23 protein-coding genes and 1 tRNA gene are annotated in these 23,892 nt (G+C 52.5%); 9 read left to right on the top strand and 15 right to left on the bottom strand.

Features of this window, described 5'->3' with window-relative positions; translation table 11 throughout:
- Window positions 1-62 precede the first annotated feature (62 nt).
- The 5 genes from AC2FEB_RS00850 to AC2FEB_RS00830 all read right to left on the bottom strand — a co-directional run bounded on the left by AC2FEB_RS00850 (window position 63) and on the right by AC2FEB_RS00830 (window position 5,619).
- On the bottom strand, window positions 63-935 hold the full coding sequence (locus AC2FEB_RS00850) for a hypothetical protein (RefSeq protein WP_496883802.1): 873 nt from the start codon (window positions 933-935) through the stop codon (window positions 63-65).
- Between the two features lie 23 nt (window positions 936-958).
- A complete protein-coding gene (locus AC2FEB_RS00845) occupies window positions 959-1,330 on the bottom strand; it encodes a hypothetical protein (protein ID WP_496670668.1) in 372 nt (123 codons plus the stop codon).
- An 82-nt stretch (window positions 1,331-1,412) separates the two neighbouring features.
- A complete protein-coding gene (locus AC2FEB_RS00840; RefSeq protein ID WP_496883801.1) occupies window positions 1,413-3,173 on the bottom strand; it encodes a dynamin family protein in 1,761 nt (586 codons plus the stop codon).
- 8 nt (window positions 3,174-3,181) lie between these two features.
- Window positions 3,182-5,194 (bottom strand): dynamin family protein, encoded by a 2,013-nt coding sequence (locus AC2FEB_RS00835; RefSeq protein ID WP_496670673.1) that lies wholly within the window; start codon window positions 5,192-5,194, stop codon window positions 3,182-3,184.
- Between the two features lie 2 nt (window positions 5,195-5,196).
- Complete coding sequence (locus AC2FEB_RS00830) at window positions 5,197-5,619, bottom strand: hypothetical protein (RefSeq protein WP_496670675.1); 423 nt, start codon at window positions 5,617-5,619, stop codon at window positions 5,197-5,199.
- Window positions 5,620-6,458: 839 nt separating this feature from the next.
- On the opposite strand from AC2FEB_RS00830, the gene AC2FEB_RS00825 reads away from it, so the two are divergent.
- Window positions 6,459-6,543 (top strand) — tRNA-Leu (locus tag AC2FEB_RS00825).
- A 699-nt stretch (window positions 6,544-7,242) separates the two neighbouring features.
- Here the strand turns inward: AC2FEB_RS00825 and AC2FEB_RS00820 are convergent.
- A complete protein-coding gene (locus tag AC2FEB_RS00820; RefSeq protein ID WP_496883800.1) occupies window positions 7,243-8,667 on the bottom strand; it encodes a S1C family serine protease in 1,425 nt (474 codons plus the stop codon).
- A gap of 573 nt (window positions 8,668-9,240) precedes the next feature.
- Here AC2FEB_RS00820 and AC2FEB_RS00815 point away from each other — a divergent pair.
- The 3 genes from AC2FEB_RS00815 to AC2FEB_RS00805 all read left to right on the top strand — a co-directional run bounded on the left by AC2FEB_RS00815 (window position 9,241) and on the right by AC2FEB_RS00805 (window position 10,222).
- Complete coding sequence (locus tag AC2FEB_RS00815; RefSeq protein ID WP_496883799.1) at window positions 9,241-9,366, top strand: hypothetical protein; 126 nt, start codon at window positions 9,241-9,243, stop codon at window positions 9,364-9,366.
- 98 nt (window positions 9,367-9,464) lie between these two features.
- The gene (locus tag AC2FEB_RS00810; protein ID WP_496883798.1) at window positions 9,465-9,587 is read left to right on the top strand and encodes a hypothetical protein; all 123 of its coding nucleotides are present in this window, start codon (window positions 9,465-9,467) and stop codon (window positions 9,585-9,587) included.
- 83 nt (window positions 9,588-9,670) lie between these two features.
- The gene (locus AC2FEB_RS00805) at window positions 9,671-10,222 is read left to right on the top strand and encodes an SH3 domain-containing protein (RefSeq protein WP_496883797.1); all 552 of its coding nucleotides are present in this window, start codon (window positions 9,671-9,673) and stop codon (window positions 10,220-10,222) included.
- A 756-nt stretch (window positions 10,223-10,978) separates the two neighbouring features.
- On the opposite strand, the gene AC2FEB_RS00800 is transcribed toward AC2FEB_RS00805, so the two are convergent.
- Entirely contained in the window at window positions 10,979-11,251 is a 273-nt protein-coding gene (locus tag AC2FEB_RS00800; RefSeq protein WP_496883796.1) for a hypothetical protein, read from the bottom strand.
- Between the two features lie 280 nt (window positions 11,252-11,531).
- Between AC2FEB_RS00800 and AC2FEB_RS00795 the strand changes: the two genes are divergently transcribed.
- Window positions 11,532-12,851: a hypothetical protein gene (locus tag AC2FEB_RS00795; protein WP_496883795.1), complete on the top strand. Its 1,320-nt coding sequence runs from the start codon at window positions 11,532-11,534 to the stop codon at window positions 12,849-12,851.
- A gap of 85 nt (window positions 12,852-12,936) precedes the next feature.
- On the opposite strand, the gene AC2FEB_RS00790 is transcribed toward AC2FEB_RS00795, so the two are convergent.
- Window positions 12,937-13,611 carry an SOS response-associated peptidase gene (locus AC2FEB_RS00790; RefSeq protein WP_496883794.1) on the bottom strand — a complete coding sequence of 225 codons (675 nt, stop codon included), beginning with the start codon at window positions 13,609-13,611 and terminating at the stop codon, window positions 12,937-12,939.
- A gap of 1,232 nt (window positions 13,612-14,843) precedes the next feature.
- Between AC2FEB_RS00790 and AC2FEB_RS00785 the strand changes: the two genes are divergently transcribed.
- Both AC2FEB_RS00785 and AC2FEB_RS00780 read left to right on the top strand, forming a co-directional pair.
- The gene (locus AC2FEB_RS00785) at window positions 14,844-15,098 is read left to right on the top strand and encodes a hypothetical protein (RefSeq protein ID WP_496883793.1); all 255 of its coding nucleotides are present in this window, start codon (window positions 14,844-14,846) and stop codon (window positions 15,096-15,098) included.
- A gap of 70 nt (window positions 15,099-15,168) precedes the next feature.
- On the top strand, window positions 15,169-16,287 hold the full coding sequence (locus AC2FEB_RS00780) for a hypothetical protein (protein WP_496883792.1): 1,119 nt from the start codon (window positions 15,169-15,171) through the stop codon (window positions 16,285-16,287).
- Between the two features lie 291 nt (window positions 16,288-16,578).
- Here AC2FEB_RS00780 and AC2FEB_RS00775 read toward each other — a convergent pair whose 3' ends face one another.
- From AC2FEB_RS00775 to AC2FEB_RS00745, 7 genes are all read right to left on the bottom strand, one after another.
- Complete coding sequence (locus AC2FEB_RS00775; protein WP_496883791.1) at window positions 16,579-17,130, bottom strand: hypothetical protein; 552 nt, start codon at window positions 17,128-17,130, stop codon at window positions 16,579-16,581.
- 149 nt (window positions 17,131-17,279) lie between these two features.
- Window positions 17,280-17,804: a hypothetical protein gene (locus AC2FEB_RS00770; RefSeq protein WP_496883790.1), complete on the bottom strand. Its 525-nt coding sequence runs from the start codon at window positions 17,802-17,804 to the stop codon at window positions 17,280-17,282.
- Window positions 17,805-17,990 carry a transcriptional coactivator p15/PC4 family protein gene (locus AC2FEB_RS00765; RefSeq protein WP_496883789.1) on the bottom strand — a complete coding sequence of 62 codons (186 nt, stop codon included), beginning with the start codon at window positions 17,988-17,990 and terminating at the stop codon, window positions 17,805-17,807. It abuts the gene before it with no gap.
- A 100-nt stretch (window positions 17,991-18,090) separates the two neighbouring features.
- Window positions 18,091-18,459: a hypothetical protein gene (locus AC2FEB_RS00760; protein ID WP_496883788.1), complete on the bottom strand. Its 369-nt coding sequence runs from the start codon at window positions 18,457-18,459 to the stop codon at window positions 18,091-18,093.
- Window positions 18,460-18,567: 108 nt separating this feature from the next.
- Complete coding sequence (locus AC2FEB_RS00755) at window positions 18,568-18,771, bottom strand: AlpA family phage regulatory protein (protein ID WP_170587561.1); 204 nt, start codon at window positions 18,769-18,771, stop codon at window positions 18,568-18,570.
- Between the two features lie 116 nt (window positions 18,772-18,887).
- Window positions 18,888-19,718 carry a hypothetical protein gene (locus AC2FEB_RS00750; protein WP_496883787.1) on the bottom strand — a complete coding sequence of 277 codons (831 nt, stop codon included), beginning with the start codon at window positions 19,716-19,718 and terminating at the stop codon, window positions 18,888-18,890.
- Window positions 19,718-20,902 carry a tyrosine-type recombinase/integrase gene (locus AC2FEB_RS00745; protein ID WP_496883824.1) on the bottom strand — a complete coding sequence of 395 codons (1,185 nt, stop codon included), beginning with the start codon at window positions 20,900-20,902 and terminating at the stop codon, window positions 19,718-19,720. The genes AC2FEB_RS00750 and AC2FEB_RS00745 overlap by 1 nt, the downstream gene beginning before the upstream one ends.
- Before the next feature lie 658 nt (window positions 20,903-21,560).
- On the opposite strand from AC2FEB_RS00745, the gene AC2FEB_RS00740 reads away from it, so the two are divergent.
- The gene (locus AC2FEB_RS00740; protein WP_496670677.1) at window positions 21,561-22,874 is read left to right on the top strand and encodes an amidohydrolase family protein; all 1,314 of its coding nucleotides are present in this window, start codon (window positions 21,561-21,563) and stop codon (window positions 22,872-22,874) included.
- A gap of 27 nt (window positions 22,875-22,901) precedes the next feature.
- Window positions 22,902-23,885, top strand: a complete 984-nt coding sequence (locus AC2FEB_RS00735) for a BMP family protein (RefSeq protein WP_496670680.1) — start codon at window positions 22,902-22,904, stop codon at window positions 23,883-23,885.
- Window positions 23,886-23,892 lie beyond the last annotated feature (7 nt).

Below are 23,892 nucleotides of genomic sequence, written 5' to 3'. Positions count from 1 at the left end.
TTACCCTGGCTACAATAAAAAACAGATAGAAGTAGTCGAAAATTTGAATCCAATGGAGGCAATCATTTCTCTGCCTCCTGCAAAGAGGTCCACAGATTGACAACCGACCCCAGTTTGCGGGCTTCGTGGATGGTGACCGCGATCTGACCACGGTCACTCAGAACGGCCAGACCGGCCCCTTTTCCGCCCGTTGGCCTCATGACAATCAGCTGCGGGTCTTCAATCTCTTGCTGTGAATCACCATCCCAGCCGGCAAAATCAGCAACAAAACGGGCCAGCGTGTCCTGGTCGGGATACATCGGCTCGGATGGCTTGCACACACCTTCCAAAAGGGGTGCGGTGTTTTCCGCACTGTCTACAAAAACACGACCTGACGCGAAGCGGCTCGATGCATCAAAAAAACGTTGGGCAAGTGTTGTTGCTGCATCGGGTGTTTCCTCGGCAGGCGGACAGTCATCAACAGGTTTCTCAACATTTGGGACGACAGAAACAATCGGTTCGGACGGAAGCTCAATGGCGGCGCAGGCGTTCTCGATTTCGCTGAAGGTGATACCTACCTCATCCACTTCAAGCGCTGTGTCCGGTTTGCCCGACATTAACTCAAGCGGAGCAGGCGATATGGAGATGTCGGATACCAATCCAGCCAGTTTCTCGATCAGTTCGGCGCGTGGCTCTGTTTCAAAGTCCGGAATCTGACCTGCGGGTACCTTGAAAACATCCGTGATCCGGGAGCTGTTCACCTCAATTGCCAGACAATCCCCGTTTGCGGCGGTGAATTCCAACCGGCGCGGTAAAACCGTGCCACGGATTGCCCGCAATATCGCGGATCGGCGAGCAGTTGCAGTTTCCCATGCTATCATCACAGCCGGAGACAGCCGTGCGACCGAGGTCCGCCCGATATCTTCAAGCAGGTCGAGAATGTCCGTGTCCATCATGCCGTGACCCCCTCTGGTCCCGTTCAAACCGCAGCCGCGACCGGCCCCAGACTGAGATGTGATTTAGTAAGCGCCAGCCCGACATTCGCGCTGTTGCGACAGATATAGCAAACCACATGATCAGGATATTCCTTGGTCCGCAAAAAGATGTTCAGCCTGTCTTTAGAAAAAACTGCGATTTCCCCAAAACCAGTGTTTTCTTCGTCTGCACTGCCCGCCTGACGCAAGAGTGCTTCAAACGCAGCAACCCCGCGCCCCTGAAAAAGATTGGCTACTGCCACCGCCAAAGTATCCAGTGAATCTTCGCAGTCAGGATCAGAAACAGAGCTGCCCAAAAGCATCCCTGTTTCCATGTCGATATACCCGGCTGCAATACAGTCGGGTATCGTTTCCATGGCGGAGTTCAGTGCAGTTCGAATAGACATCTAATCCGTTGTTTTCATTTGTTAGTTTCTCACTATCTCGATTCGTTATCCCTTACAATACATGCCATTCCGCGCTGCTGTTTTCCTTGGCTTTCGGAATGGATTGAAGTGCCTCCTTGGTCTGCTTTTCGTTGTGTTCAATGGCGATCTGATCAAATTCGGCCAGAAATGCTTTGAATACGTTCTTCAGTCCCTCCGCGTCCTGCGGCAGGTCTTCATTCCGGGAAATCTCCTGCCACATGGTTGACGCGCTGAGCGGCGATCCAACCGCAATTTCAGGCAGGTCACTCAGCGCGGCAACGCTTCCGTCAACTGCATCGACCTGTTCGGTGGTGGCAGCTTCAATCAAACTGTTGGTTTCAGGTTCCGGCTCATAGTCGTCGGCATTGTCGCCAGTTTGAGCGGCCATCAGTGCTGTAATCGAGGAAACAGAGACTTCGATGCCACGATCTTCAGCCAAATCGTTTTGCTCGGGTTCTTCTTCTGCTACGTCTCGCTCGATCGGATCTTTTTGCATCGACGTGCTCAGCGAGGCGAGCACGTCATCCGAATTGTCAACAGCCACAAGAGGTGCTGGGCTGATTTCAGCCTCGTCCAAGTCACTCGGGGCGTCATCAAATTCGTCGCCCAGATCAGCTTCGAGTGACAAATCAAATTCGTCTTCGTCGTCCTGCAGGCCCGCGACATTCGCCAATTCAAGAGGGTCGTTCGAAGTATCTTTAAAGAAGGAACGCAGTTCATCACTTGTATCGGGTTCAACTGGCAGCGGTACTGGCTCTGACGCCATCTCTGCTCGCAGCCGTTCTGCCTCTTCCGCATCGATCCGAACCCGCTCGGCCTCATCAGCGCGCCGCTCGACCCGGGCAGGTCGAACCGGGAAACTGGTTACAACGGCGGCGCCTTCAGTGTTTGGCGTCCCGTCGACCTCCATCGGGTTCACCAACCTTAATGGTGCGACTTCGTCTTGGTCTTTTTGCACTTTCGGTTCGCTTGACGAGCGGGCAGGGCGCAAGGGTTTAACTTTGGATGCGTCCGTTTGGCTTTTGTCGATCTGGTACCGAGCCAGTTGGTCGGCACGTTTGTCCATAATCTGTTCCGTGATCTCCAGGAAACTGTCGATCATCTTGCCGCCGCCGCTGCGTGACCACATTTCGGCATCGCCTGTCTTGTCCCGGGCAGTGATTGCGTCCCGAGCAGAGAACAGGATGGACCGGTTGAACAGGTGCCCCGCTTCGCGGTTTACGCGGCGCAGTACTTTTTGACGGTCTTTGAGGCTCAAGGCATCTGCCCGCGTCACCAGAAGCAAAGAATTGTGCTGTAACCGCTCAGGCAAGGAAACCCATGTCGCGCGTTCGGTTTCGCGCCAGGCTTGCGTCGCGTGGGTGCACCACAAAACGCCGTTTGCCTGACCCACAGCACGTTGCCATACATCTGTCGAAATCTTGGGGTCGGAAATGCCGGGGGTGTCGATCAAGTCGACGGCTTCCAGAATATCGGCCTCAAGGAAGATACGGATGAACTGTGCGTCATTGACACCAACGGTTTCAAGCTGATCCAGCTCGATCAGTTCAATACTGCCGTCATGGCGTTTGATATAGGGCGCTTGATTGCCCCAGCTAAACCAGACCGGTGGCAACTGGGTTGCCGTCACCTGCGTCGGCAAGGTCTGCGTTCGCAGCAAAAAGTTCATCAACGTAGATTTGCCAGCACTGAATTCGCCCATCAAGGCGAATACCGGTTTGCGGCGGGACCACTGCTCGATGCGTTCCCATGCCCTCGGAGAAACAAAGCGTGTTTGTGTATCTTTTGCCATTTTTCTACTTATGCCGCTTCGTTGCTAAGATCTTTCAGAATGTCGCCCAGAATCTCGTCCTTGGATTTCTGAGGCTGCAAGCCCGCCATCGCCGCCGCAGTCTGACCTGGGTTCTTTTCGGCAGAAGACGAGATGCTCAGCAGGGTTTCCTTCTGCTCACGCAGGAAATCTGACAGGATCGCACGGACGTTTTCGAGCACTGCCGCAATCTGGTTTTCCTCGATATCCTTGGTGATAGAATTCGCCTCGGAAGCGATCAGCCGCGTGTAATCCGCCGCGTAGGCTTCAAACCCCTTTCGGCGCTGCCACCAACGTCGCCACCAGGTACTTTGCAAGTCCAGTGCGATTGTCCGGCCGATGCCAAGAGGTGGCGGAACACGAGGAACAATGGGCGCTTCAATGCTGAATTCGCCCAGATGGTTGCCAAGTATCTTATGATAAAGCGCTTCGACATCTGCAGCGGCGGTTGCGTACAACGCCCCGGCATCCTTGCGCATGGCGCGGGCGAAACTGAAATAGGCGGCCTTTTGCAATGTCCTCAATCCCGCGGGATCATATTGCCACGTGCCTTGTTCGCCATTTTTTTCAAGATGCGCGATCAATGAGTCTGTTGCGCGCTTGACGAAATTGGCCTCGGCTGAATTCAGGCGCTCCAGTACTTTGTCGCGCAACGCATTTGTCAGCTCGGCCGCTTTCTTTTCGTATTCGGCAGACACCGTATTGATCGCATCTTCAGGCGAAATACCGTCAAGATCCCGCGCAACGCCTTCACCTTCGGACAGGTTCTTGGCGACCGCAGTCGCGCGGATCTGACTGGCGATGTTACGGGCCCGATGGCGAACGCGGTCCATCAGGCGCGCTCCGGCACCGTCCGCAATACGCTCGTTCATGGCCAGCAATAGATCGGGCAAGCCGGAAAGCGCCCAAATTTTATCGAGCGAGGCCGCCTGATCACCGAATCCAGCGGCCAGGTAGAACGTATTCAAGGCCTGGCGCGATTCTTCAGTCAGAATATCCGGGTTCCCGGTCAGTGCGGCTTCGGCCCACAGCGCACTGCCAAAAACGACGCTGGTATTAGTGTCGATATTGTTCTGTTTGAGCGTGTCCTGAATGCGGTCACGGATCTCCGGGACCTGATTTACAGGATCGGAAAGCTCATCGATCCTGTTGACGAACAGGATGATCTGCCGGTTCTCGAACTGCGCAATAATGCGCATCAGAGCCATGTCCATGGTCGTCAGGGCCTGGCTTGCTGCCAACACCACAACACAGACTTCGGATCCCCGCAGGCTGCGCAGCGTGATTTGCTCACGCACCATGAACGTATCGTTCACACCGGGTGTGTCGCACAGTTTCAGCGCAATGGGGTATTGCGGAATGTCCATATACAGCTCGGCTGATTTGGTAACATCAGCAAACCGGCCCGTTTTCGGATCAATATCGGGATCGTCTTCATCGCCCAGACACACATAGCGTTGAATCAATTCTTCGTCGAAATGGTCATACTGATGGCTTTGACCCAGGATCAGGTCAAAGTGTTTACCAAGACGCTCCTCTGACTTGGCCTTCATCTCAGCAATCTGATGGCGAATGTCTTCCATCTCATCATCTGCGCCGGCACGATTGGCCAATTCACCAAGACGACCGCCGCCGACCATCAGGTTGTCCCATTCTTCCTGCTCAAAAAATGTGAACTTGGCCTTTGTATCACCCGGCGGGCGTGTGTTGATGTTCAGGGTCGTAACCACCGAGGTCCACGGGTTGACGTCTGACGGCAGCAGGGCAGGGCGCCCGGCAAGAATATTGACGATCGAGGATTTTCCGGCCTTGACCTGGCCCACCATCGTGATGCTGGCGGTAAAATTCTCCATCCGGGTCTTGAGCGTAGCCAGCCGTGCCGAAGAGCGCGCATCAGCCACCTCTGTCAGTTGATCTATCTGAGCTGTCAGTGAAGCCATGGTTTCCGTCATCGGTGCCAGTGCTTCGTTGCCGACAGACAAAAGGTGATCGTTGCGCGCCATGCTTAACCTCCGGTTCCCGTTGCAGCAATTTGGGGCACATTCGAACCACGGCCCGCCGGAATGCTTGTCAGAGTGTCGATGCGCGCGATCAGGTCCAATGCATTGCCCAGAATTTCGGCTTCGGCCCGAGGTGAAATAGTCTCGTACGATTTGGAATCGGCCAGTACTTCAATCGAGCTGAAGCTGTCTCCATTCTCGAGGCACGCAACGCGGCGCCCGGTCGGGAAACCTTCGGATTTTGCGGCGGGCAGCGGCATGCGTGCATTCGCCAGCAGATAGTGTTCACCGGAATGAGTGCGAAGCGAAATACCAAAGCCTGTATTCGGATGGTCGCGATTCAGAGTCTTGAGCTCACCAAGGAAGCTCTCACGAGCAAAGAAGACAGCTTCTTGCTCGGCGGCAGCGGATGGATTCAGATCGGTCACAGCAGAAAGCCTTGTATTGGAGTTGAGCAAAAAACTCGTACCGGCGCCAAAGTGGCAAAAAGACTCATTAACTCCTGAGTACAACAAGTACCTTCAAGGCGGTGTTATTTTGGCGCGAATAAGATTTTTTAGCGGTTGAATTGTGGCGGCAATGTGGTGGCCCGCTCATAAGAATGTCTCAACCGATGCGGGTATAATAAGGCGACAACCTTGGATAGTGAAGCGACTGGCAAGGTTGCATATAGTTATAGTCGTGGGGGCCAAAAGAGTTAAAGGGGGCGCCTTTTCACGAGCATTCGAATGACTTGGAGGCCAATGGCCAGTTGGATTCAGACTTTGAGTAAAATCAGGTATTTATGCTTTGAACTTTGTGGGATGTTCAGGTTCTGAGGAGAAAAAGCAAATGTCCAAGTGAAACCAGCGATACAAGGTGCGATGGTTTTCTGGATCAAACTGCAACAATTCTGGACCTTTGCGTTTCGGTTCTCCACGCAAGCTTTTTTGGCGTAAAGCCTGGCCGGAACGATTGGTGTTTATTCAACGTTAGCGCGTTTCCAAACGGTTCGATCGTGCAAGGCTACAACCTGTGAGCCAAACGCCAGGAAGCAACGTCATATTGGTGGTTTCAAACCGGCAATAGGTTTTTTGTCTGTTTTCAGACACCGTGCGTTTCGCTGCCACTGCGCTGGTTGCCATGACAACAAGGTCGAAAGTGGGTTGCGGTGCTCGGCCATATTGCTTGGCAGGTCACAAACTTTGTTTTCCTCGAATTTTACCTCTCGCACTCCTAAGCAAGCTTTGTTATTGAGCGCTTCATTCCAGCGCTAGTGCGCTCGGTTGCGGGTGTGGCGAAATTGGTAGACGCACCAGATTTAGGTTCTGGCGCCGCAAGGCGTGGGGGTTCAAGTCCCTCCACCCGCACCAAGCACTTGAATAAAATATAATAAAAATAATGTATTAGAGTCTTTTAGTGAATATCAGACCCACTAATGGACCCACTTTTTTGTTTTGGTGGCCAGCTTCCTCGGGCCCATCCATTGCTTTTAGGTTTCGGATCACCAATTGCCAGAAAGGGTGGCAAAGAAAAATGTAGCAACGACTAAAACGACTACAATCAGGATTGCTGCTCCTCTGTCTTCTTCATGAACGTATACCGGCCCGCCACACTTGGGGCAGGGCTTCTTATTCATGTTCTTTAGGCTGCGGCGTGTAGTCCATCCGCATTCTTTGCATTGGCCTTTTAGTCCACTCATGGGTTTCTCCAAAACCACTCTAATCTAAGTGTCAATAAGATACCTTGAAAATACCTTTTCCAAGCTCCGCGCTACTGTGCAAAAGAGTAACACATTGTTAACGGAGAATGTTTTTGAAACACCCTGTTTTACTCAGCCTATCTGCTCTTGTCCTATCATCTGCAGTTGCTTTTGCTCAGAATCAACCCAAGGAACCTAGCAAACTGCCAGTACCCACAGTGTCCTTTTGGAGCCTAATGAGCAGTAAAGAAAACACGAAGGTGTACAACGCCGCGTGTTGCAAGGTGTGCCGAAAGGGCAAGGCTTGTGGGAATAGCTGCATCAATCGGAACTACACCTGCCATAAAGGGGTTGGTTGCGCGTGTAATGGTTAACGGCACTCTATAAAGGTCGTGAAGCTGGCGGCTAACTCGGCCACTTCCTCAGGTTCTAGTTTAATGTCTTCCAAACTGAGAATTGGATTAATGGCATTCTGAGCTAAGAACAGTTTTGCAATCTCTCCTCGTACGGCAAAGTTGACGTTCTGTGGCGTATCTCCGAGGGCGTCAGTAACTACTCGCTCGTTCAGTTTTGCGACAACAACGCCGACCACCTCGCCATCGGATGCAAGCAAAGGACCACCTGAGTTTCCGCTTTGAATGGGGCTAGTAATCTGCATGGTGCTCAAGTCGCCTCCGATACCCTTCAAAGACGAAACGGATCCGCGAGTAACGTTAAGTCCACCTAGTAGACCTGCATACGGGTATCCAACTGCGGTGACATCCGAGTTCAATCTCGCGGGACTGGCAGAAAAAACGGCGACTCCCTTTTCTACCGGCGCGTTGTATTTTAGTAGTGCTAAGTCGTACTCTTCGGATGAAGAGACTACAGTTGCTGGCCGCTCATCAACGAACACTTGCGTGCAACCGTCTACGACATGCTGGTTGGTAAGAACATGCCCATCCCGTGAGACAATAAAGCCGCTTCCCGCACTCCCTTGAATACCGGGGCTGGATGCCTCTGGATCTTCACCAGTTGGTTCATCCGCCTCTTCGAGTGCAGCGACCACTTGCTGGATGACCCTATCAAGTTTGCCGTTGTTTGAAATATCTAGCGGATTGGCCCGGCCTTTTGAAATGCTAGCGGCCACAGCGCCCAGAACGTGACCATCCTGTTCGTTCGCAGACAGCATCACAGTTGACCAGCCCCCATTCACAAAATCCGACCTGGTGTAGAGGGTGGAGCCATCTCTTTTTGTTGCTGAAGAGACGGCGAGGTTGCTTTTCCTAACTGTGTAGGGATCACTTACCAACTGATGAGATTGGACCGTAAAGTCATGGAGCCTTTGGGCGGTTTCGACTGAGTGAATACCAACGGAAATGGAGAAACTGCTGTTGGCGTGACGGTAATTCAAGAAGTAGTCGGAATCAGCTTCGCGACGAATAGTGTCTTCAGGCCATAGGAAAGATAACCCCAAGCCCTCAAAGTACTGGATTTCCCAACCGTCTTGGGAGATGCGCTCGAATAAGGTCCATGCCAGAAACGCCATGTGCCAGTCTTCGGGAGCCGTCTCGAACACTTCGCGAGAATAGTCGTCCAACGCTCGATTGCTGATCCTGCCCCATGCCCCATCTAACAGGCCATGATAATGACCCTCAAACGCAAGTGCAGTCTGCAGAAACCGCTTGTCTTCGTAGCTGAGGTTGGACGCGTCAAAACCTTGTAGCAACGCCTCAAAGTCTTGCGAACGTGCCATTGAAGGTAGAATCACACCAGCAAGAGCAACAATTGCAATCAGATTTCGCAAAACTCTCATTACACAACTCAACAATTTGCATGTTTTTTGTGGCAATAGTTTACATGCAGAAAAGGGTATTTCTAGGACGGCAACGATTGAATTCTGTATTGCATGACGGATCAAGCATTGTTGGAGCCTTGCGCAACCACCAAAGACGGTTCTTTCGGAAACGACCGAATGTCGAACCACTTGAAGCAAGTTCCATCAGAGTTGCGTTTGTCGCCCTTGAGCAGGTGCGCCCCTGTGGTCCTGTGCGGTATCAGCGCCGCCCTGAACGCTCTTAGGTCAATCAGCCACCAACTATCTATTACCTGCCCGTCTGGACATGCATGGCCGTAGAACATCCAGTCTCCGTTGCCATTCACAATCTTGGATAGCTCAGTCTCTGCACCTGTAGGCAGCTTGGCCCGGATGGTGAATTGGTGCGGGTAGCGGTTGGCTGACTACATCTGGCAGTTTTCTTCACCGTGTAGCAAAACGACTACCTGCACTGTTGGTAGCGCTGATGGCTAATTGACTGCGAAAAGCCTGTCAGAATCGCGCTCGTTCAGGTATGAAGTCTCACATTGATTTATGCCTTGAGGTTCTACTATGCCAATCGTTCGCGCCCCGACCGAGTACCGCGCCGCGCTCTGGGAAATCGAGTACCTGTGGGGTTCTAAACCGGATACCGAAGAAGGTCGGCAACTGGCGGAGTACCTGTCGGCAGTGGAGTAATTCGAACAGCTACCCAACTCAACATCAGATACGCAGAAGGTTGCTTAAACCCCGCGCGGCGATGGCTATAGGACACCTCTCTGCAAGGGTGGATAGAGATGAATAGGACGCTTATCATCATTGCGGCTGTTGCGCTTATTGTTGTGCTGGCTCTGTCCATGATGCGGTCAGGCGATGTTGCTGGAACCGGTGGACTTGCCCCCACCACAGCCACGGATTAGTCAAATCTGGACGCGCCCCACATCGCTCGCCGTAAGAGGGTCGACAAATCAAACACTTCATTTGGATAGTTGCCGCCGTAGGCTTGATTGCATGGCTTGGGAGTTCCCAAAAGGAAAGTTCGCCGCCACGCTCGCAACCCTCTGCATCTGTACAGGCCGACCAAGCGGTTTATCTTTATGTCACCGGTAATCGGGTCAATCAACGGGCTGGCCCCAGCACCAACCATCGAAAGCTTGGACAATTGAACCGGGGCGCTCGTGTTCGTCACGTTTCTGACGCAAGCGGTTGGACTGAGATTGTGTCGTCTTTGGGAAGCGGTTGGATGTCATCTAAGTATCTGTCTCGAAGCAGCCCACCGGTAGAGAAGAAGCCCTCAAAGGCAACAAGCAGGACTATAGCAGCGCCGACAACACGTGAGATTCAAGCCGCCCGCAAGGCAATCATTAGCCAGAGCATCGCTGCTTATCCCGGTTCTTGCCCATGTCCCTACAACATAGACAGGGCAGGTCGACGTTGTGGCAAGCGAAGCGCTTGGTCTAAGCCGGGTGGATACAGTCCGATATGCTACGACAGTGACGTGTCAGAACAAAGGTTGAAGTCCTACCTTGCAAGGCGAAGGGGAGCATCAAACTAACTGTAACGCGACGGCGTCCTGGCAAGCCCCGCCTTGGGGCTGATGTGTTCGGTATCCGCTCACTTGTCATTCGTGCTTCCATTAGTGCAGGTCCGTTTTCTAATCCCGACACATGGGTGCACCTACTGCGACGTGGCGTCACTTTAGAAATCACAGCCGTTAAGAAGTTGACGCAAAGGTTAGTTACGTAAAGATTTTTTGACCAGCTAGTCAAAACGGTGACGCAAAACCCCACTTTGTTCCCCCTTACGTCTCAAAACGAAACTCTTACATCCGCCGTGTCGCTGCGGGTTGGCACTCACGGAAGGAGATCCTTGAGCCTGGACACCACATTGGCTCGGATCGGGCCCGCAGTGACAAGATTTGAGTGTCACACTGGAAGGGGAAGAACTTGGTGCTGAATGTCTTAACTGCCTTTCGGAAGGTTCAAGCCAAAGAAAACCGTAGTGCTCATCTCAACGATGGTGATTGTGAGCTGTGCACGGACGAAGAAAAGGGCAGCTCCAGACTGAGGAAAGAAACAATACGGAACCTGTTTCACAAGGAGTTTGTAGAGATGGACAGAGACCTGCCCAAGCCTCCTTTGTAATTCGTCAATGGCAAAAGCCCTCTCTGGTGATGCAGCTTGGCTACAGGTCAAGTTCCAAGTGTCCTCGGGAAACACGGGGTAAGATGTTCGGCGCTTTACTTGAGCGGGTTTGTGCTCCTGACACAGCGGGTTTTTGCGTCTAAATCTGCACCCGATTTGCGAGCGCCCTAAATTGCTCTATGTCGAACCAAACTGGGAGTAGCAAACAAAATGAAACTCAGCAGATTGGAAGTCTTTTGCATACTGCTTGCCAGCTCAGTAGCAGCGGCGGGGTTTGTAGGAGCGGCAAGCGTATTGATTTCGGCCATTTGAGTTACCCTATTCCAGCGTTGCAGCAATGGATTATCTAGTTCGCTCTGTTTTAGATGCCGTTTCCGTGCCGCCATCTTGCGGCAACCTTCCTTGCAATACTTGGCATCGACCCGTTTCCATTCCGGCATGAGCTCACCGCAATAGGCGCAATGCCAGCCGCTAGAGAAATTTCGCGCCAGTGCGTTAGGCCATGCTTTAGACTGCCGGAGGTACTCGGGTGGCCGATACAGGCACTTAGAGACGGCAGCGGCCAAGTCACGGCTGAGAAGGGCCGGTTATTGCAGGTGATACCTGTTAGGCAAATTTCGCCCTGCGGACCTGCCTCGCTACGTCGATATTTTTTGGATTCTGTGCTAGAGTTAGAATTTAACCAAGTTTTTCTTAAAACTTCTATCTACAGGTTGCTGTATGTCTGCGCATTGTCAAAGTATCCGCGACGAAATTGAGACGTTAGTACAGAGCATCGAAGTGCTCGACATTCAGATTCAAAGCACTGTTGACCCAATTCAAAAGTCAGCGTTTATTCGATTTCGAAAGCAGTCGCTTTCGCTGCTTCAACGGAGACGGCAGGCACTGAAAGCTTGTGAAGAGAACGGGCCTCCATTGCCGCAAGTTCCATCGGACATGTCAGATTTCGGTTCTGAAGTCTCTCAGGGTATTCCTGGCTACCAGCTTGTCGCAGGTAAAGATACTCTGGTTCGATTGTTTGTTGGTCGCCGCCCACCTGTAGTAACTATGGCATCGGAACTGCTGGGTGAAGAAGACTCTGAGTATTCTTCGAAAGCCCTCGGATTTGATCCGGATTTACTTCCAATCCATTCACTGCCATTCAATCCGGCCCGAGTCGATTATGCCGAAGTCGAGATTTCAGGCCCCTCGGGGACCACAGTTGTTCCCGGCGATATTGGTGATGGTGTTTTTTCAAACGACACTAAAAGTTTCGCCGAAGATGACAATATCAACTTTTATGTCCGAGGCCGGGACATCTCGAAGCCCGGACGGCATAATTTCATTGCACGGTTGTACCGTGGTGGCACTCTCGTCGGCGAAAAGCACCTTGGGCAACAGCAGTTTCATCCTACGAAGGACCTGCGAATTCTTATTGTGGTTGAGATTTTTCCCTTTCCCGCAGAGAAATGGGAAACCCTTTTTAAGGCATTGGCAGACTTGTCTCGTATTTTCCCTATCCGCTCGGGTGTGGCTCCTCTCGATGGGGATCAGGAAGCAGGGTTACGCTTCCGGATTGAGCCAATACCGCTTAACTTCGCGTGGCCTGACCGCACTCCTGTAGCGCAGCGACTCGCAGCATTTAATCAAGAGCAATCCGATGCTGGCAGGCCTGATCGAGCTGAGCACGTCCTGACAATACGTACCCAGCAACCCGGCGAAATGCCACTCGGGGGAAGTGCCCAGTCTGGACCGAACGGGAGCATCGCTGGCGTTACACTGAATGTGAGTCCTCCTATGGACGACTCTTTCGGCACGTTGGTTTCCCACGAAATCGCGCACAACTTCTTGACTGTTCCTCATGTTGGTGACGAAGGTGTGTCGCTAAATGAACCAGCTGCATTCGATATTGTTGCTCGAAAATCTGTGACGAATCCCAGAGCTCTGATGTATCGGATCTATAATTTAACCCCCAACGGAACAGCGTTTCTTGTCCCAGACTCGTGGCGGGCTATCCGAGAACGCCTGCTGACCAGATCCAGCACAGGAAATGATGAGTAGTTTGAATTCAGTTAGTTTGACGGCGATTTCACATTGTAAGTTTGGGCTCAAATCCGACGAATACAAAACTCAAAAGGTAAAACGATCAGGTCAATGGATCTGACTTCTCACTCTTTCCGCTGCGAACAATTTGCATGTCGTCTGCATTGTAGGGTTGAAGTAGTTCAAATGCCTCTGCAGGATTTCCCGTCATCCATTGCTCGTAGTCGTCTGGCTTCAGGATCACCGGCATTCTTTGCGGGTGTACCGGTTTCACAATTTCATTCGCTGTCGTCGTGATGACGGTGTAAGTTGCGACTTCCTCCTGCCCCTCTTTGCCCTGGTAGCACGATGTTTGCCACAATCCGGCAAACGCGAAAGGCGGGCGGCCTTCATCGCCTTTGAGAGCAAACCAATAGTAGGTTGCGGGATTGCGGCCCTTGGCCTCGCAGAACGAACTGGCAGGCACGAGGCAACGCCGATGCTCGAAGCTTCCTTTCCACAGCCCGCTTGAGCGTACCTTGTCATCTCGCGCGTTGTTCCACGCTGCAGGCTGGATAATCGCCCCTGTCTTTGTCGACTTCTTGGTTGTGCGAAATCCCCAACTAAGCGGTAAGAGTTCTCGCCTTCCATCCTCCGCCATCCTGACGACCGGCCCCATTTGTTTCGGAAAAATTGCGGGCAGAGGTTCAGCATTCCCGAGATAGTTCCGTTCAACGGAAACATCAAACAGTCGGCGCATCGCTTCGGCGGGGATCGTGTTGGAGTACAGATTGCACATGAGGCGACGGTAAGCTTCTAAATCCGTTTGGACAAGCTCCTGAAGTTCGCTATCTGTTCTTCATGTCAGATTGGCCTTATCGAATCCCCTTTGACCTCCACAAAGAACTTGAAACGCGGCGAGTTAATGACTGGCAGGCGGCAATGCGCGCCTGGGCCAAATCCTACGGCTTACGTCTCAAGCTGCACTGGTGGCCTTCCCTTGAAGGGCAGATAGCTGACTTACAGTCACGGCGGTACGCAGCTGGGTCACAGGACCACTGGGCAGCGATGCGTGACTGGCTGGTTCGGAATGACGTGCCTGTTCCAAACAATCTGCCGGGGTGGCCAGAACAAGAATAAGGGCTGGCTGAGGGGGTCGAGGCCAGCCCCTATCTTCGTCACGAGGGGGTAAGTGGTTATTCTGATCCCAAACTACCCAGTTTGTGTGCTGCCCGAAATTGGGGGATTCCCGTAACTTTGCAAACTTCACCGAAAAAGTTTGTTTCCAAAGAGCAAACAGTGAGTTTCAAAACGAGATGTGGACACAATTTTGCCATAATGCGATCCTCTACCCGTGGGTGGCGCGTGTTGATTTTAGAGCGTTCCGGTTTTTCTATCTGGATTTGAGGGGGTTGTTGAGTTCGGCGTGCCACCCCACGAGTTCACCATTAATCCGTTGGAATTTAGATTGCGTTTTTTGAATGTTCGAACGCAACCGCACCTTTCATCTCATGGACGCAATTTGAACAAGTCGCACAAGTAGCAGTGTGGTGCGGCGCGCCTTGATAGGGATTTACGATTTCAACGAGGGGGTACGAGTTCGGCGCGTCGTACTACTGCCATCGGGCAGGCTCTGGATTGTGCTTGGTGCTTTGCTGATCGATACTGGAACTTATAGACGCCACTGACCAAAACCTTGGGCGAATCTGTTTGGTTGTTAGTGTCTTTTTGGAGGCGGTTTGAAATCTATTACAGTGCAAAGTAGCGGCCCCGATTTTTGGCTCATCGCCGGAATACTTCTGGGCGTCATCCTACTTTATTTGGCTTTGCGCTTGATGCTCTGCGTATTCAGGGCAAACAAAGGGAAAGTTGAGTGCCGTTGGAAGAGAGATACAGCGCAGGACAAGGAAACTTTGCGCGCGTGGAATTGTCGGGCATGTGGTGTTACGGCATATTCTGGAAACGGACGGAAACCCACAGGCTGCCGCAGATCCGCAAAACCACTAAGCTTGTAGCCAGGAAAGCACGGACATGAATATCGATGAACCGAAGCTGATTATGTCAGACAAGTGCAAGTCAGTACTTGTAGACGGGTATCGGTTTGAAATCGAAATCTATCGCTTGGAGAGCCAGGACAAATGGACGTTGGAAGCGGTGGACTTTGAAGACGCCAGTTATGTTTGGGACGACAAGTTCATCTCGGACCAAGAAGCCCTGGATACAGCAATTGAGATTCTGAACAATGAAGGCGCTTTGGGCTTCATGGGTAAGGACACGAAGCCTTAGGGAAAAGGTCACAGACGAATTTGCGCTATGAGAGTACGCTCTTCAGATATTGATTTGAAAGGACGGTTTCATGGCAGTTTACAAAATCCCAAAGCAAGAACTCGGCGTCGCTCCAGGACTTAAAGTCACGTTTCATGGCAAAGTTAATGTAGAATTTCCCAAGGCTAGCATTGAAATACCCACGAAAGTGACGGGCTGTAAGCCGTATACGTATCGCGTTAGTCTTGATCCCGCCAAGGGACGTTGGACAAGTGAAGACAGCCACAAATGGACGCTTCTTAATCACGAAGTTGTGGTTCGGATAAGTATCGATCCGGCAAGGCCAAGATACGTCGCCGCAGAAGTGTATCACCCGGTAAAAAACAAACGCCAGAGGCTGTGGCATGATGAGTTCGATATTTTTGGACCCTACAAAAAACGCAAGGTCGAGATGTTTGCGCAAGGCGCATTCATTGATCCCATAAAATCAAATGCCGACCATACTTATGCTGCGGGATACAATGACGCCGGAAAGCGAAACTACCTTTGGCCATGCGGGGGCGACCACGATGAAAACCAGCGCTCTATTGGTCATGGGATGGCTTTTCAACCCGAATGCGATTGTCTTTCGCAAATGCGAACTGATCCAGTGACAAAGGGCCTAGCGGGAATTCGATACGGCCTTGACGGCGTCTGTCATCAAGCAACCAACAGAATTATGTGTACTGCTGGGCTCGAAGTAAACGACGCAAAGGGCTACAAATCTAAAGGCTGGGCCTACTTGACTCACACCCTCTATGGCAGGTTGGGCTTACTGGCTATTGATGGGAAAGGGGCTGAGAAATGGCGCAGCATATGCAATGGATGCCTCACGAAAAAATATCCTAGATGCTCTGAAGAAACTGAATTTTTGGTATCGAAGAACGAGCATCCAGACCTCATGCAGATGCATATCGACTCCCATCAAGAGCTTGTTTTGCAAGTGCGCCGTGACCTTTTGGATGCATATAATGAGCTTGAGGCCGGTAATCTCACCCCTAAAGAATACGCCGATGTTTTGAATGCCGCTATCAACGGTTACAAGGCAAGGATGCAGAATGTTTTGGGTTCAACCCTACACGCAGAGATGTTTGACGAGGTCGCCAATGTCCAAGTTGTGGTTGTCGACCCCAATATTGCTGAAGCTGTTTTTGCGCAGCCTGCTCCGTGAACTATCTTTGTCATTGCCGTTGACCGCTGCTATCTAACAGTTGTTCCAGTTCGCGAGCCAGACGCACATGCTCGTTGATGTCTTTCCTCATCTCCTGAGCCTCTCTGGTGCGCATACCGTGCTTGTAGGCGGGGTTGGCCTTGCCAGGACCGTGACCACCGCCAGCGCCATGCATCCGGCAAACCGTCCAGCCTTTTACCGCTGGGCTTTTGCAAGGAAGACCACTGCGTTTTGACGTTGCATTGCAACGAGGCGCTGCGTGAGCCTTGTGCATGGGGTTGGAGGCATGTTTCATTTTTTGCCTCCCCCCGTCTCTACGTTACCAACGATTGCTTGTCCGCCGTCTTCGACGTTCACGTGCTGAACAGTTACCGTCTGTTTCCCGCCGTTTCGGTGCTTCCGAAGCGTCTCAACCTGGGCGGCGAATGTACGCGAGAGTTTGTTGAATCCCGTGTAGTGGAGTTGGGCTTGAGGGATTGTCTCCGTGGCACCAAGCCATCGGGCCGACCGAATTGTTGCAACATGCGTGGCTGCCATCTGGACAGCCAGCATTCTCTCAACGGCATCTCGTGGCGCAATGTCGTGGATGATGGAAATCATGAATGCACGCTCATCGTTTACTTCACCCGAGCTACCAGATTCCGCGTTATTTAGTGCTTTCAGACAGTGAGCCATCAAAGCGCTAGCCAGTTCATCGCAGTCTGTTCCGAACACTTCCCTTAACCCGTCGTGCTTGGTTAGCTCGACAATGTTGCCCTCTTTGTTGCTGCCTTCGAATTTGACCCCAGTTTTGCTTGGCTCTTTTTTCTTGGCGGTGATGTCGCCTTTGGTTTCGTCAGTCATTGCTCATGCCTCGCTTGTTGGATTGTTAGTGTTGAAGGTGTCCGTTTCCCCCAGACCCCCTGGTAGATTAAGGATGTCTTAAATATTGCGACGGGGGACTTGCCGAAATCGGGTGTTTTCGTCGCAAACATTGATACGGCCCGTCGCATTTATTGCGTCGCCTCCGTTATTCTCGTCGCAAAATCTACGACGGTCTCGTCGCAGTTTTTAAGACAGGGTTTTGTTTTTCCGCCCTTTCCAGTCGGGTTGTGAATCGGGGCTTTCACAACCGGGAAATCTGAACCTTTTGACCACTGCTTGTAGAGCCTGCGGCCAGCCTCTCCGTGCGCGGTAGGCAGCGAGATTTCGGTTAGTTCGAACAGCGGAGATGATGCGACGCCACTGGTGCCAAGTTTGGGCGGGCGTGTCACAGCAATGAAGCCCTTTGCCTGTAACTCGCGAAACCCTTTGGCGGCTGTGTTGTACGACACGCCTAACCGGTCAGCGGCTTGTCTGACGCTCAAGCTAATCTTGCCGTTGTTGTTGTTGCCCGCCCCGCGCCATTCTAGCCTTAGCCATGGATACAGTGCCTGCGCGGTTGATGAGAGGGCCCGCCAAGCGGGCTCCTCCATCATGTTGCGAACAAGCTTGGTCCAATGCTCAACGCGCTTCTCGTTTTTCTTGTCGCGCCCCACCTACGCAGCCTCCGCTTTGTTGAGCGCGTCTATGAACTCAGGCAGCAATTCAGCCTTGAAGGCGACACCTTGCTTGCCCGGCAGCAACTCTCCGTCTTTCGAGATGAAAAACACCCTGATGTTGATCAGGTCATGCCCCTGAAAGCCATCGCGGCTGTTCTTGTGGATCTGGGTGATGAGGGCCATTAGCGGCCCTCCCCGTAGTACAGCGTTGCGACAATGCGAGCAGCGGCCTCAGTAAGGCCATGCTTGCGACGAAGTGTAGATATTTGCAGGTCACGGGCTCTCATGCCGCCACCTCGCCAGTCTCAATTAGTTCCACCTTGCTGACGAGGAAGTAGATGCCGAACTTTTGGCGTCCGGTATCTGCATCGCCTCGGTACATCTTGCATTTGATGTTTAAGCCGTCATCTCGGCGCAGCGGCAATACTTGGTCCGAAAGACGGCAGTAGCTGGCCGCGTAGAGGGGCGACTGCATCAGGCCCTCAAGAACTTGGCGCTTATGCTTGGATGCGTAGATTTCACGGGGTTCCTGACCTGGATCAGTGACCCGGTAGAGGGCAGGGGCCGTTAGGTTCGGAAGGTCTGCCCAGCGGTACACGCGCAATGCGTTTGCTGGAGGGCGTTCAAACTCGGGTTTCTGCTCGTTAGTCATTTCAAGCTCCTTGGTTATTGCATCAAGGGCGAGAAACGGTTACAATTACAACTAAACGACCAGCCGCAATTGTTTGCCGCCCGCGCCCTGTTTCTGTGGCGCGGGTTTTTAGGCTGCTACCTCGGAAAGAGTTGAAATCCAACTTTGAATTTCCGTTTCTTTCCATCCAACCGATTTTGGGCCAAGGCGAACTGGTGTAGGAAAAGAGGCATCAAAATATGCGCTTTTCGGGTTCATTTTTTCGTAGATTGTGCTGCGGGATATCCCGGTTACCAATTCGACCTCGGGGCGGCGTAGAATGCGTTCAGTCATTGCCGGTCCTCTTTCCTCTGCCTTAGCGAGATTGCCTTGGCTTCTGTCGGAAAGATGAGGAATGCGAGCTACTTAGTGAAAATACGAACTAAAAAAAATTGCGTACGGAGTTGGTATTAGTCTGGGCTGGAGAGTCTCTCCGCCAGTTCGCTCGCATGCTTTTGGATTTCAACACCAGACGAAAACCATGAAAGATTCAAAGGAATGGCAGGGATATCTGGGCGCTCGCGTATCGAGACAAGAGCGCGTTTATTATTTCCAGTTCCTTCATAGTCAATTTGCACACCTGACAAATCAATCTCTTCGCGAACTGAAGTGAGATGGGCATCCGAAATATGCTTCTTCATCTTCAACAACCGGTAACGGTTCTCGATAGCGAGATGCTTCTCCCAGGCTTCCTTTGCAGGGCCTCTCCAGCTCGCCACGATTCCGAAAGCGCCAATTGCAAATTCGACAGTTTTGCAAAACTCCCCTGATGGTGCGCCGCTGTCGGCACTTTGCCCATACGAAATTTCCTTCCTCAAGCGCCTAAAGAGTCGCCTTACACCTTCGGAAACGATGTAGGCCGCATGATTTTTGCTTGTGGAAGATGGCAGCTCGGCTCTCCAGCCGACAATTTGGTCGGCGTCTTGTTGCATTGTTTGAATGAGAAACTCAATCTGCTGTGGCGTAACTGTTCCAGCTTGGACCAAAAAACTCAGTTCATTGTTGGACAAGCGATTCAAGGACTTTACTAAGTTTTCAGCGTGCCTAACGGCCTCGTTCAGCTTACCAGCAGCATTCTTCAAAGCTCTTTGATGCTCTGGGGTAGACCATTCTGGAACCGGCAACCCAGAGAATGCCCTTACGACTGTTTTGAGGTCACAGCCAATAAGTTTTGCTATGTCACGGAACGGTTGAACCCCATCACCTTCGGTGGGCGGGAATATTTCATCGCCTGAAGTCATCAACCAAACCTCACAACATTTACTTGTTTCCCGGTCACGAAATCTGACCACCTCTGCATAAGAACCCGGCGCTGATCTAAGTGATCCGTTCGTCTATATGCTCGTTCAACCGTTCCACCAACAACGTGAACCAAACAGGTTTCTGCGACCTCATGTGGTGTGTTTGTAGTTTCAGCCACCCAATCCCTGAAACTCGACCGGAAACCATGTGGACGAGCTTCTATGCCCCTGCGTTCCATGAGGCGCGACATTGTTGCGTCGGAAATTATACCCTTGCGTACACTAGGAAAAAGGAATCCATCACGTTTTTGTTTCTTGGCTGCTTCAATTACATCCAACGCGGCGTTCGACAGCGGAACTCTAAAATCTTCCGTCGCATCCCTGCGACCCTTGATGATTTCAGCGGGGATCGTCCAAACGTCATTCTGAACTTGATCATCACGCGCTTGGCGCACTGGGCCAGAGCGAACAGCAGTCAGTATTAATAGGCGCAGTGCAAGGTGAGTGGTCGTGCCTTCGTTCAAGCTGGCATAGAAACCCGGCACGTCAGGCCAAGGAAGGGCAGGGATGTTCTTAGGTTTGTGGCGTTGCTTTCCCAATAGCGCCCTAGCTTTCATGGTCGCTTGCAAATCCACGTCCAATCCAAGAGCCGCAGCGTGTTTTAGGCATATTCCCAGGCGGTCCATGGCCTTACTAGCGGTCTCGGCCTTTTCATGCCAAATGGGTGCCAGCGTGTCGCGAATATCAATCTGATCGATGTCGGCAACAGGCACTTTTCCAAGCTTGGGTAAAACGTGCAGCTCCAATGGTGAAAACCAACGCCCGGCTTTGCCATCACCTTTTAACTCAGCTTTGCGGGACTCGAATGCGTCAAGAGCGATATCCTTCAGAAGGTGCATGTTGCGCACAAGCTGCCTTCGTTCTTTTTCTCGTTCTTTGATGGGGTCTAGGTCCTTGCGCGCGACCGCCCGCCACTTTTCGGCGTCCTCTCGGGCTTCTTTCAGTGAAACATCAGGGTAGGCACCAAGACCCATTTCTCGGCGGCGACCGTGAACAGTAACAAGCAGCACCCACTTGCCGTGCTTTACAGCGCGCTTGTGCAGCCACAACCCGCCACCGTCGCCATATTTCCCGGCTTCGGCGGTCTTAACTTTGGCTCCACTGAGTTTGTTTGTTTGCCGCATTGGTGGAAAGCGCTTTCTATGGTCCAACTTTCAGTCCCATTACTACATCATGTATAATATGGATCAGTTTGGAACAACCCGGAACAACCATAATGAGGTAACCACCAGAAAATAAGCGATATTGAGAAATTCCGGAACTTCACGGAACACATTGGAAGAAATGTTCAATGCCCTCCACCCGCACCATTATAATTTACCATAATCATACTTATGCGAATATCTCGTGTAGCGGGGCACATTTGTTAAGTGCCCTTAAAAATGAGACTCCTATTTTGAGACTCGATTTGCTGAGAAGTTCTGGAACACTGCCCCGTCAGATTGGAAGCGCGAGTCTGGCGATGTTGAGGATGTGTCGCTCGAACTGATCATAGGTATCGCGGCAACTAGAACATTTCTACTTTGCACAACCAGTGACATTTCTACTTGGTTGCAACACCTCGCTTGTCCTCTGTCATCAATTACATCCTTCTTCTCCAAGTTGGAGCTTGAAGAAGATGTCTCGCAGGTGCGTACATATCTACAGATGGAAATCCAATCGACGGGCTGCCATCGTAAGCGGCCGCGAGGCCGGCGCAGTCACCAGTTCAAAGACACCGCAAAAATAAATGGCAATTTTCTTGAATACTTTTACCATGTGGTCAAATTAGGGGGCAGATGAATGTTCGACATCATCATCAGACAGGCCAGCTTGCCGGATGGCCACGAACCGGTGGATATTGCAATCAAGGGCGACCGCATTGCGGAAATTGCCACAGACATCAAGGGTGAGGTGCGCGAAGAAATCGACGCAGCGGGCCGCTTGGTTTCGCCTCCATTTGTCGATCCGCATTTCCATATGGATGCGACCCTGAGTCTCGGATTACCGCGCATGAATGTCTCTGGCACGCTTTTGGAGGGCATCGCACTTTGGGGTGAGCTGAAGCCCCTGCTAACACCCGAGGCAGTGATTGAACGCGCCTTGCGGTATTGCGACCTTGCCGTGTCGCAGGGATTACTGGCCATCCGTTCGCATGTGGATGTTTCATCAACCCCGTTGGTGGGTGTTGAAGCTCTGTTGGAAGTGCGCAAGCTGGTTGCCCCCTATACTGACCTGCAACTGGTGGCATTCCCGCAAGATGGCTTTTACCGATCAGAAAACGCCGAGAGAAACCTGATCCAGGCGCTCGATATGGGCGTCGATGTCGTGGGCGGGATTCCGCATTTTGAACGCACGATGTCGGAAGGTGCCCGGTCGGTCACAAGGCTGGCCGAGATAGCGGCGGACCGCGGCCTGATGCTGGATCTGCATTGCGATGAAAGCGACGATCCGATGTCGCGCCACGTGGAAACTTTGGCATATGAGACAACGCGCCTTGGGCTTGGCAGCCAAGTCACGGCCAGCCATGTCACCGCGATGCATTCATATGACAATTACTATGCTTCGAAGCTTATTCCCCTCATCGCAGAAAGCGGCATGAATATTATACCGAACCCGCTTATCAACATCACGCTACAGGGGCGCTCAGACACCTACCCGCGCCGCCGGGGCCTGACCCGCGTGCCAGAGCTGCGGGCAGCGGGTGTAAACGTTGCCTTCGGGCAGGATTGCACCATGGATCCATGGTACTCGCTTGGTTCCGCCGACATGTTGGAAGTGGCCCATATGGGCGTGCATGCAGTGCCGATGACATCTCGCGAAGCGATGGAGTGGGCGTTTACCTCCGTCACCCAGAATGGCGCCAAGACCATGGGTCTGCCTGACCCCACAATTCGCGAAGGTGGCCCTGCCAACATGGTTGTACTGCAAGCACGTGACCCGATTGAAGCTGTTCGCATGAAAGCCACACGCCTTGCCGTCATCAAAAACGGAAAGGTGCTGGCCCGCACAGAACCACGAATGGCCGCGCTATCGTTGCCCGGCCGCCCCACGACCCTGGATCCCGCCGATTACGCGCCCAGGCCCAAAACTCAGGAAGCTCAAAAACAAGAATAACTGCCACCAACAGAAGAGGATACTCCAATGAAACTCACCACAACACGTCGTCAACTGATGGTCGGCGCTGCGGCCACGCTGGCCCTGCCGGCTTACGTCCGCCGCGCGAATGCACAATCTGCGACCCGCGTTGCCGGCGTGCATATGTCTCCGGTCGAAAATGCCTGGAACAGCCGTATCCACGTGGCAATGCAGGAGGCCTCCGATGCTGGCCTGATCGAGTATGAGTTCTCTGAAGGCGTGGCTCCAACCGACTATCCCCGCGCGATGCGCGAGTATGCAGAAGGTGGTGCGCAGATAATCTGGGGCGAATCCTACGCCGTGGAACGCGAAGCACGAGAAGTGGCAGGCGATTATCCCGATACCGCCTTCCTCATGGGCTCTTCCGGCGGACCGGACGGGGACAATTTCGGCGTCTTTGGCACCCGCAACCACGAGGCGGCCTATCTGGCCGGAATGCTTGCCGGCCAAATGTCGGAAAGCAATGTTTTCGGTTCCGTCGGCGGTTATCCGATCCCCGAGGTGAACCTGCTGATCAATGCTTTCCGGATGGGCGTCAGTGAAGTGAACCCTGACGCCACCTTCCTGAACGGTTTTATCGGCGCATGGTTTGATCCGGCCCGAGCGCAGGAGGCAGCAATTGCCCAGATCGATGCGGGTGCGGATATCCTGTTTGGTGAACGGATCGGTACGGCGGATGCGGCTCAGGCGCGTGGTGTGAAAGCCATCGGTTCACTTATCGATTATACACCGCGCTATCCCGGTACGGTCTTTGCCAACGCGATATGGAACTATGGGCCAACTATCGAAGCCATCGTGGCGGACGTTCAGGCGGGCAATCCCACCGGGCGCAACTACACGGAGTATTCCTTCATGGCCCATGGCGGCAATGAGCTGATCTATGTCGCCGACGAAGTGCCTGCTGATGCCATCCCGACGATGGAGGCCAAACAGGCTGCGATCCAATCCGGTGAATGGGACGTTCCGATCGACGAAAGTGAGCCCTCCTGATTCTGAG

The organism is Ruegeria sp. YTSC106 (assembly GCF_059609765.1).
Note: the sequence above shows the minus strand (reverse complement) of the source record. Positions and strands in the feature narration are given on the sequence as shown.

What these genes read in the sequence shown, in the direction of transcription:
- AC2FEB_RS00850 (WP_496883802.1), bottom strand. Translation starts at nt 935, where the DNA reads ATGATGGACACGGACATTCTCGACCTGCTTGAAGATATCGGGCGGACC.
- AC2FEB_RS00845 (WP_496670668.1), bottom strand. Translation starts at nt 1,330, where the DNA reads ATGGAAACGATACCCGACTGTATTGCAGCCGGGTATATCGACATGGAA.
- AC2FEB_RS00840 (WP_496883801.1), bottom strand. Translation starts at nt 3,173, where the DNA reads ATGGCAAAAGATACACAAACACGCTTTGTTTCTCCGAGGGCATGGGAA.
- AC2FEB_RS00835 (WP_496670673.1), bottom strand. Translation starts at nt 5,194, where the DNA reads ATGGCGCGCAACGATCACCTTTTGTCTGTCGGCAACGAAGCACTGGCA.
- AC2FEB_RS00820 (WP_496883800.1), bottom strand. Translation starts at nt 8,667, where the DNA reads ATGAGAGTTTTGCGAAATCTGATTGCAATTGTTGCTCTTGCTGGTGTG.
- AC2FEB_RS00815 (WP_496883799.1), top strand. Translation starts at nt 9,241, where the DNA reads ATGCCAATCGTTCGCGCCCCGACCGAGTACCGCGCCGCGCTCTGGGAA.
- AC2FEB_RS00810 (WP_496883798.1), top strand. Translation starts at nt 9,465, where the DNA reads ATGAATAGGACGCTTATCATCATTGCGGCTGTTGCGCTTATTGTTGTG.
- AC2FEB_RS00800 (WP_496883796.1), bottom strand. Translation starts at nt 11,251, where the DNA reads ATGCCGGAATGGAAACGGGTCGATGCCAAGTATTGCAAGGAAGGTTGC.
- AC2FEB_RS00795 (WP_496883795.1), top strand. Translation starts at nt 11,532, where the DNA reads ATGTCTGCGCATTGTCAAAGTATCCGCGACGAAATTGAGACGTTAGTA.
- AC2FEB_RS00790 (WP_496883794.1), bottom strand. Translation starts at nt 13,611, where the DNA reads ATGTGCAATCTGTACTCCAACACGATCCCCGCCGAAGCGATGCGCCGA.
- AC2FEB_RS00785 (WP_496883793.1), top strand. Translation starts at nt 14,844, where the DNA reads ATGAATATCGATGAACCGAAGCTGATTATGTCAGACAAGTGCAAGTCA.
- AC2FEB_RS00780 (WP_496883792.1), top strand. Translation starts at nt 15,169, where the DNA reads ATGGCAGTTTACAAAATCCCAAAGCAAGAACTCGGCGTCGCTCCAGGA.
- AC2FEB_RS00775 (WP_496883791.1), bottom strand. Translation starts at nt 17,130, where the DNA reads ATGACTGACGAAACCAAAGGCGACATCACCGCCAAGAAAAAAGAGCCA.
- AC2FEB_RS00765 (WP_496883789.1), bottom strand. Translation starts at nt 17,990, where the DNA reads ATGGCCCTCATCACCCAGATCCACAAGAACAGCCGCGATGGCTTTCAG.
- AC2FEB_RS00760 (WP_496883788.1), bottom strand. Translation starts at nt 18,459, where the DNA reads ATGACTAACGAGCAGAAACCCGAGTTTGAACGCCCTCCAGCAAACGCA.
- AC2FEB_RS00755 (WP_170587561.1), bottom strand. Translation starts at nt 18,771, where the DNA reads ATGACTGAACGCATTCTACGCCGCCCCGAGGTCGAATTGGTAACCGGG.
- AC2FEB_RS00750 (WP_496883787.1), bottom strand. Translation starts at nt 19,718, where the DNA reads ATGACTTCAGGCGATGAAATATTCCCGCCCACCGAAGGTGATGGGGTT.
- AC2FEB_RS00745 (WP_496883824.1), bottom strand. Translation starts at nt 20,902, where the DNA reads ATGCGGCAAACAAACAAACTCAGTGGAGCCAAAGTTAAGACCGCCGAA.
- AC2FEB_RS00740 (WP_496670677.1), top strand. Translation starts at nt 21,561, where the DNA reads ATGTTCGACATCATCATCAGACAGGCCAGCTTGCCGGATGGCCACGAA.
- AC2FEB_RS00735 (WP_496670680.1), top strand. Translation starts at nt 22,902, where the DNA reads ATGAAACTCACCACAACACGTCGTCAACTGATGGTCGGCGCTGCGGCC.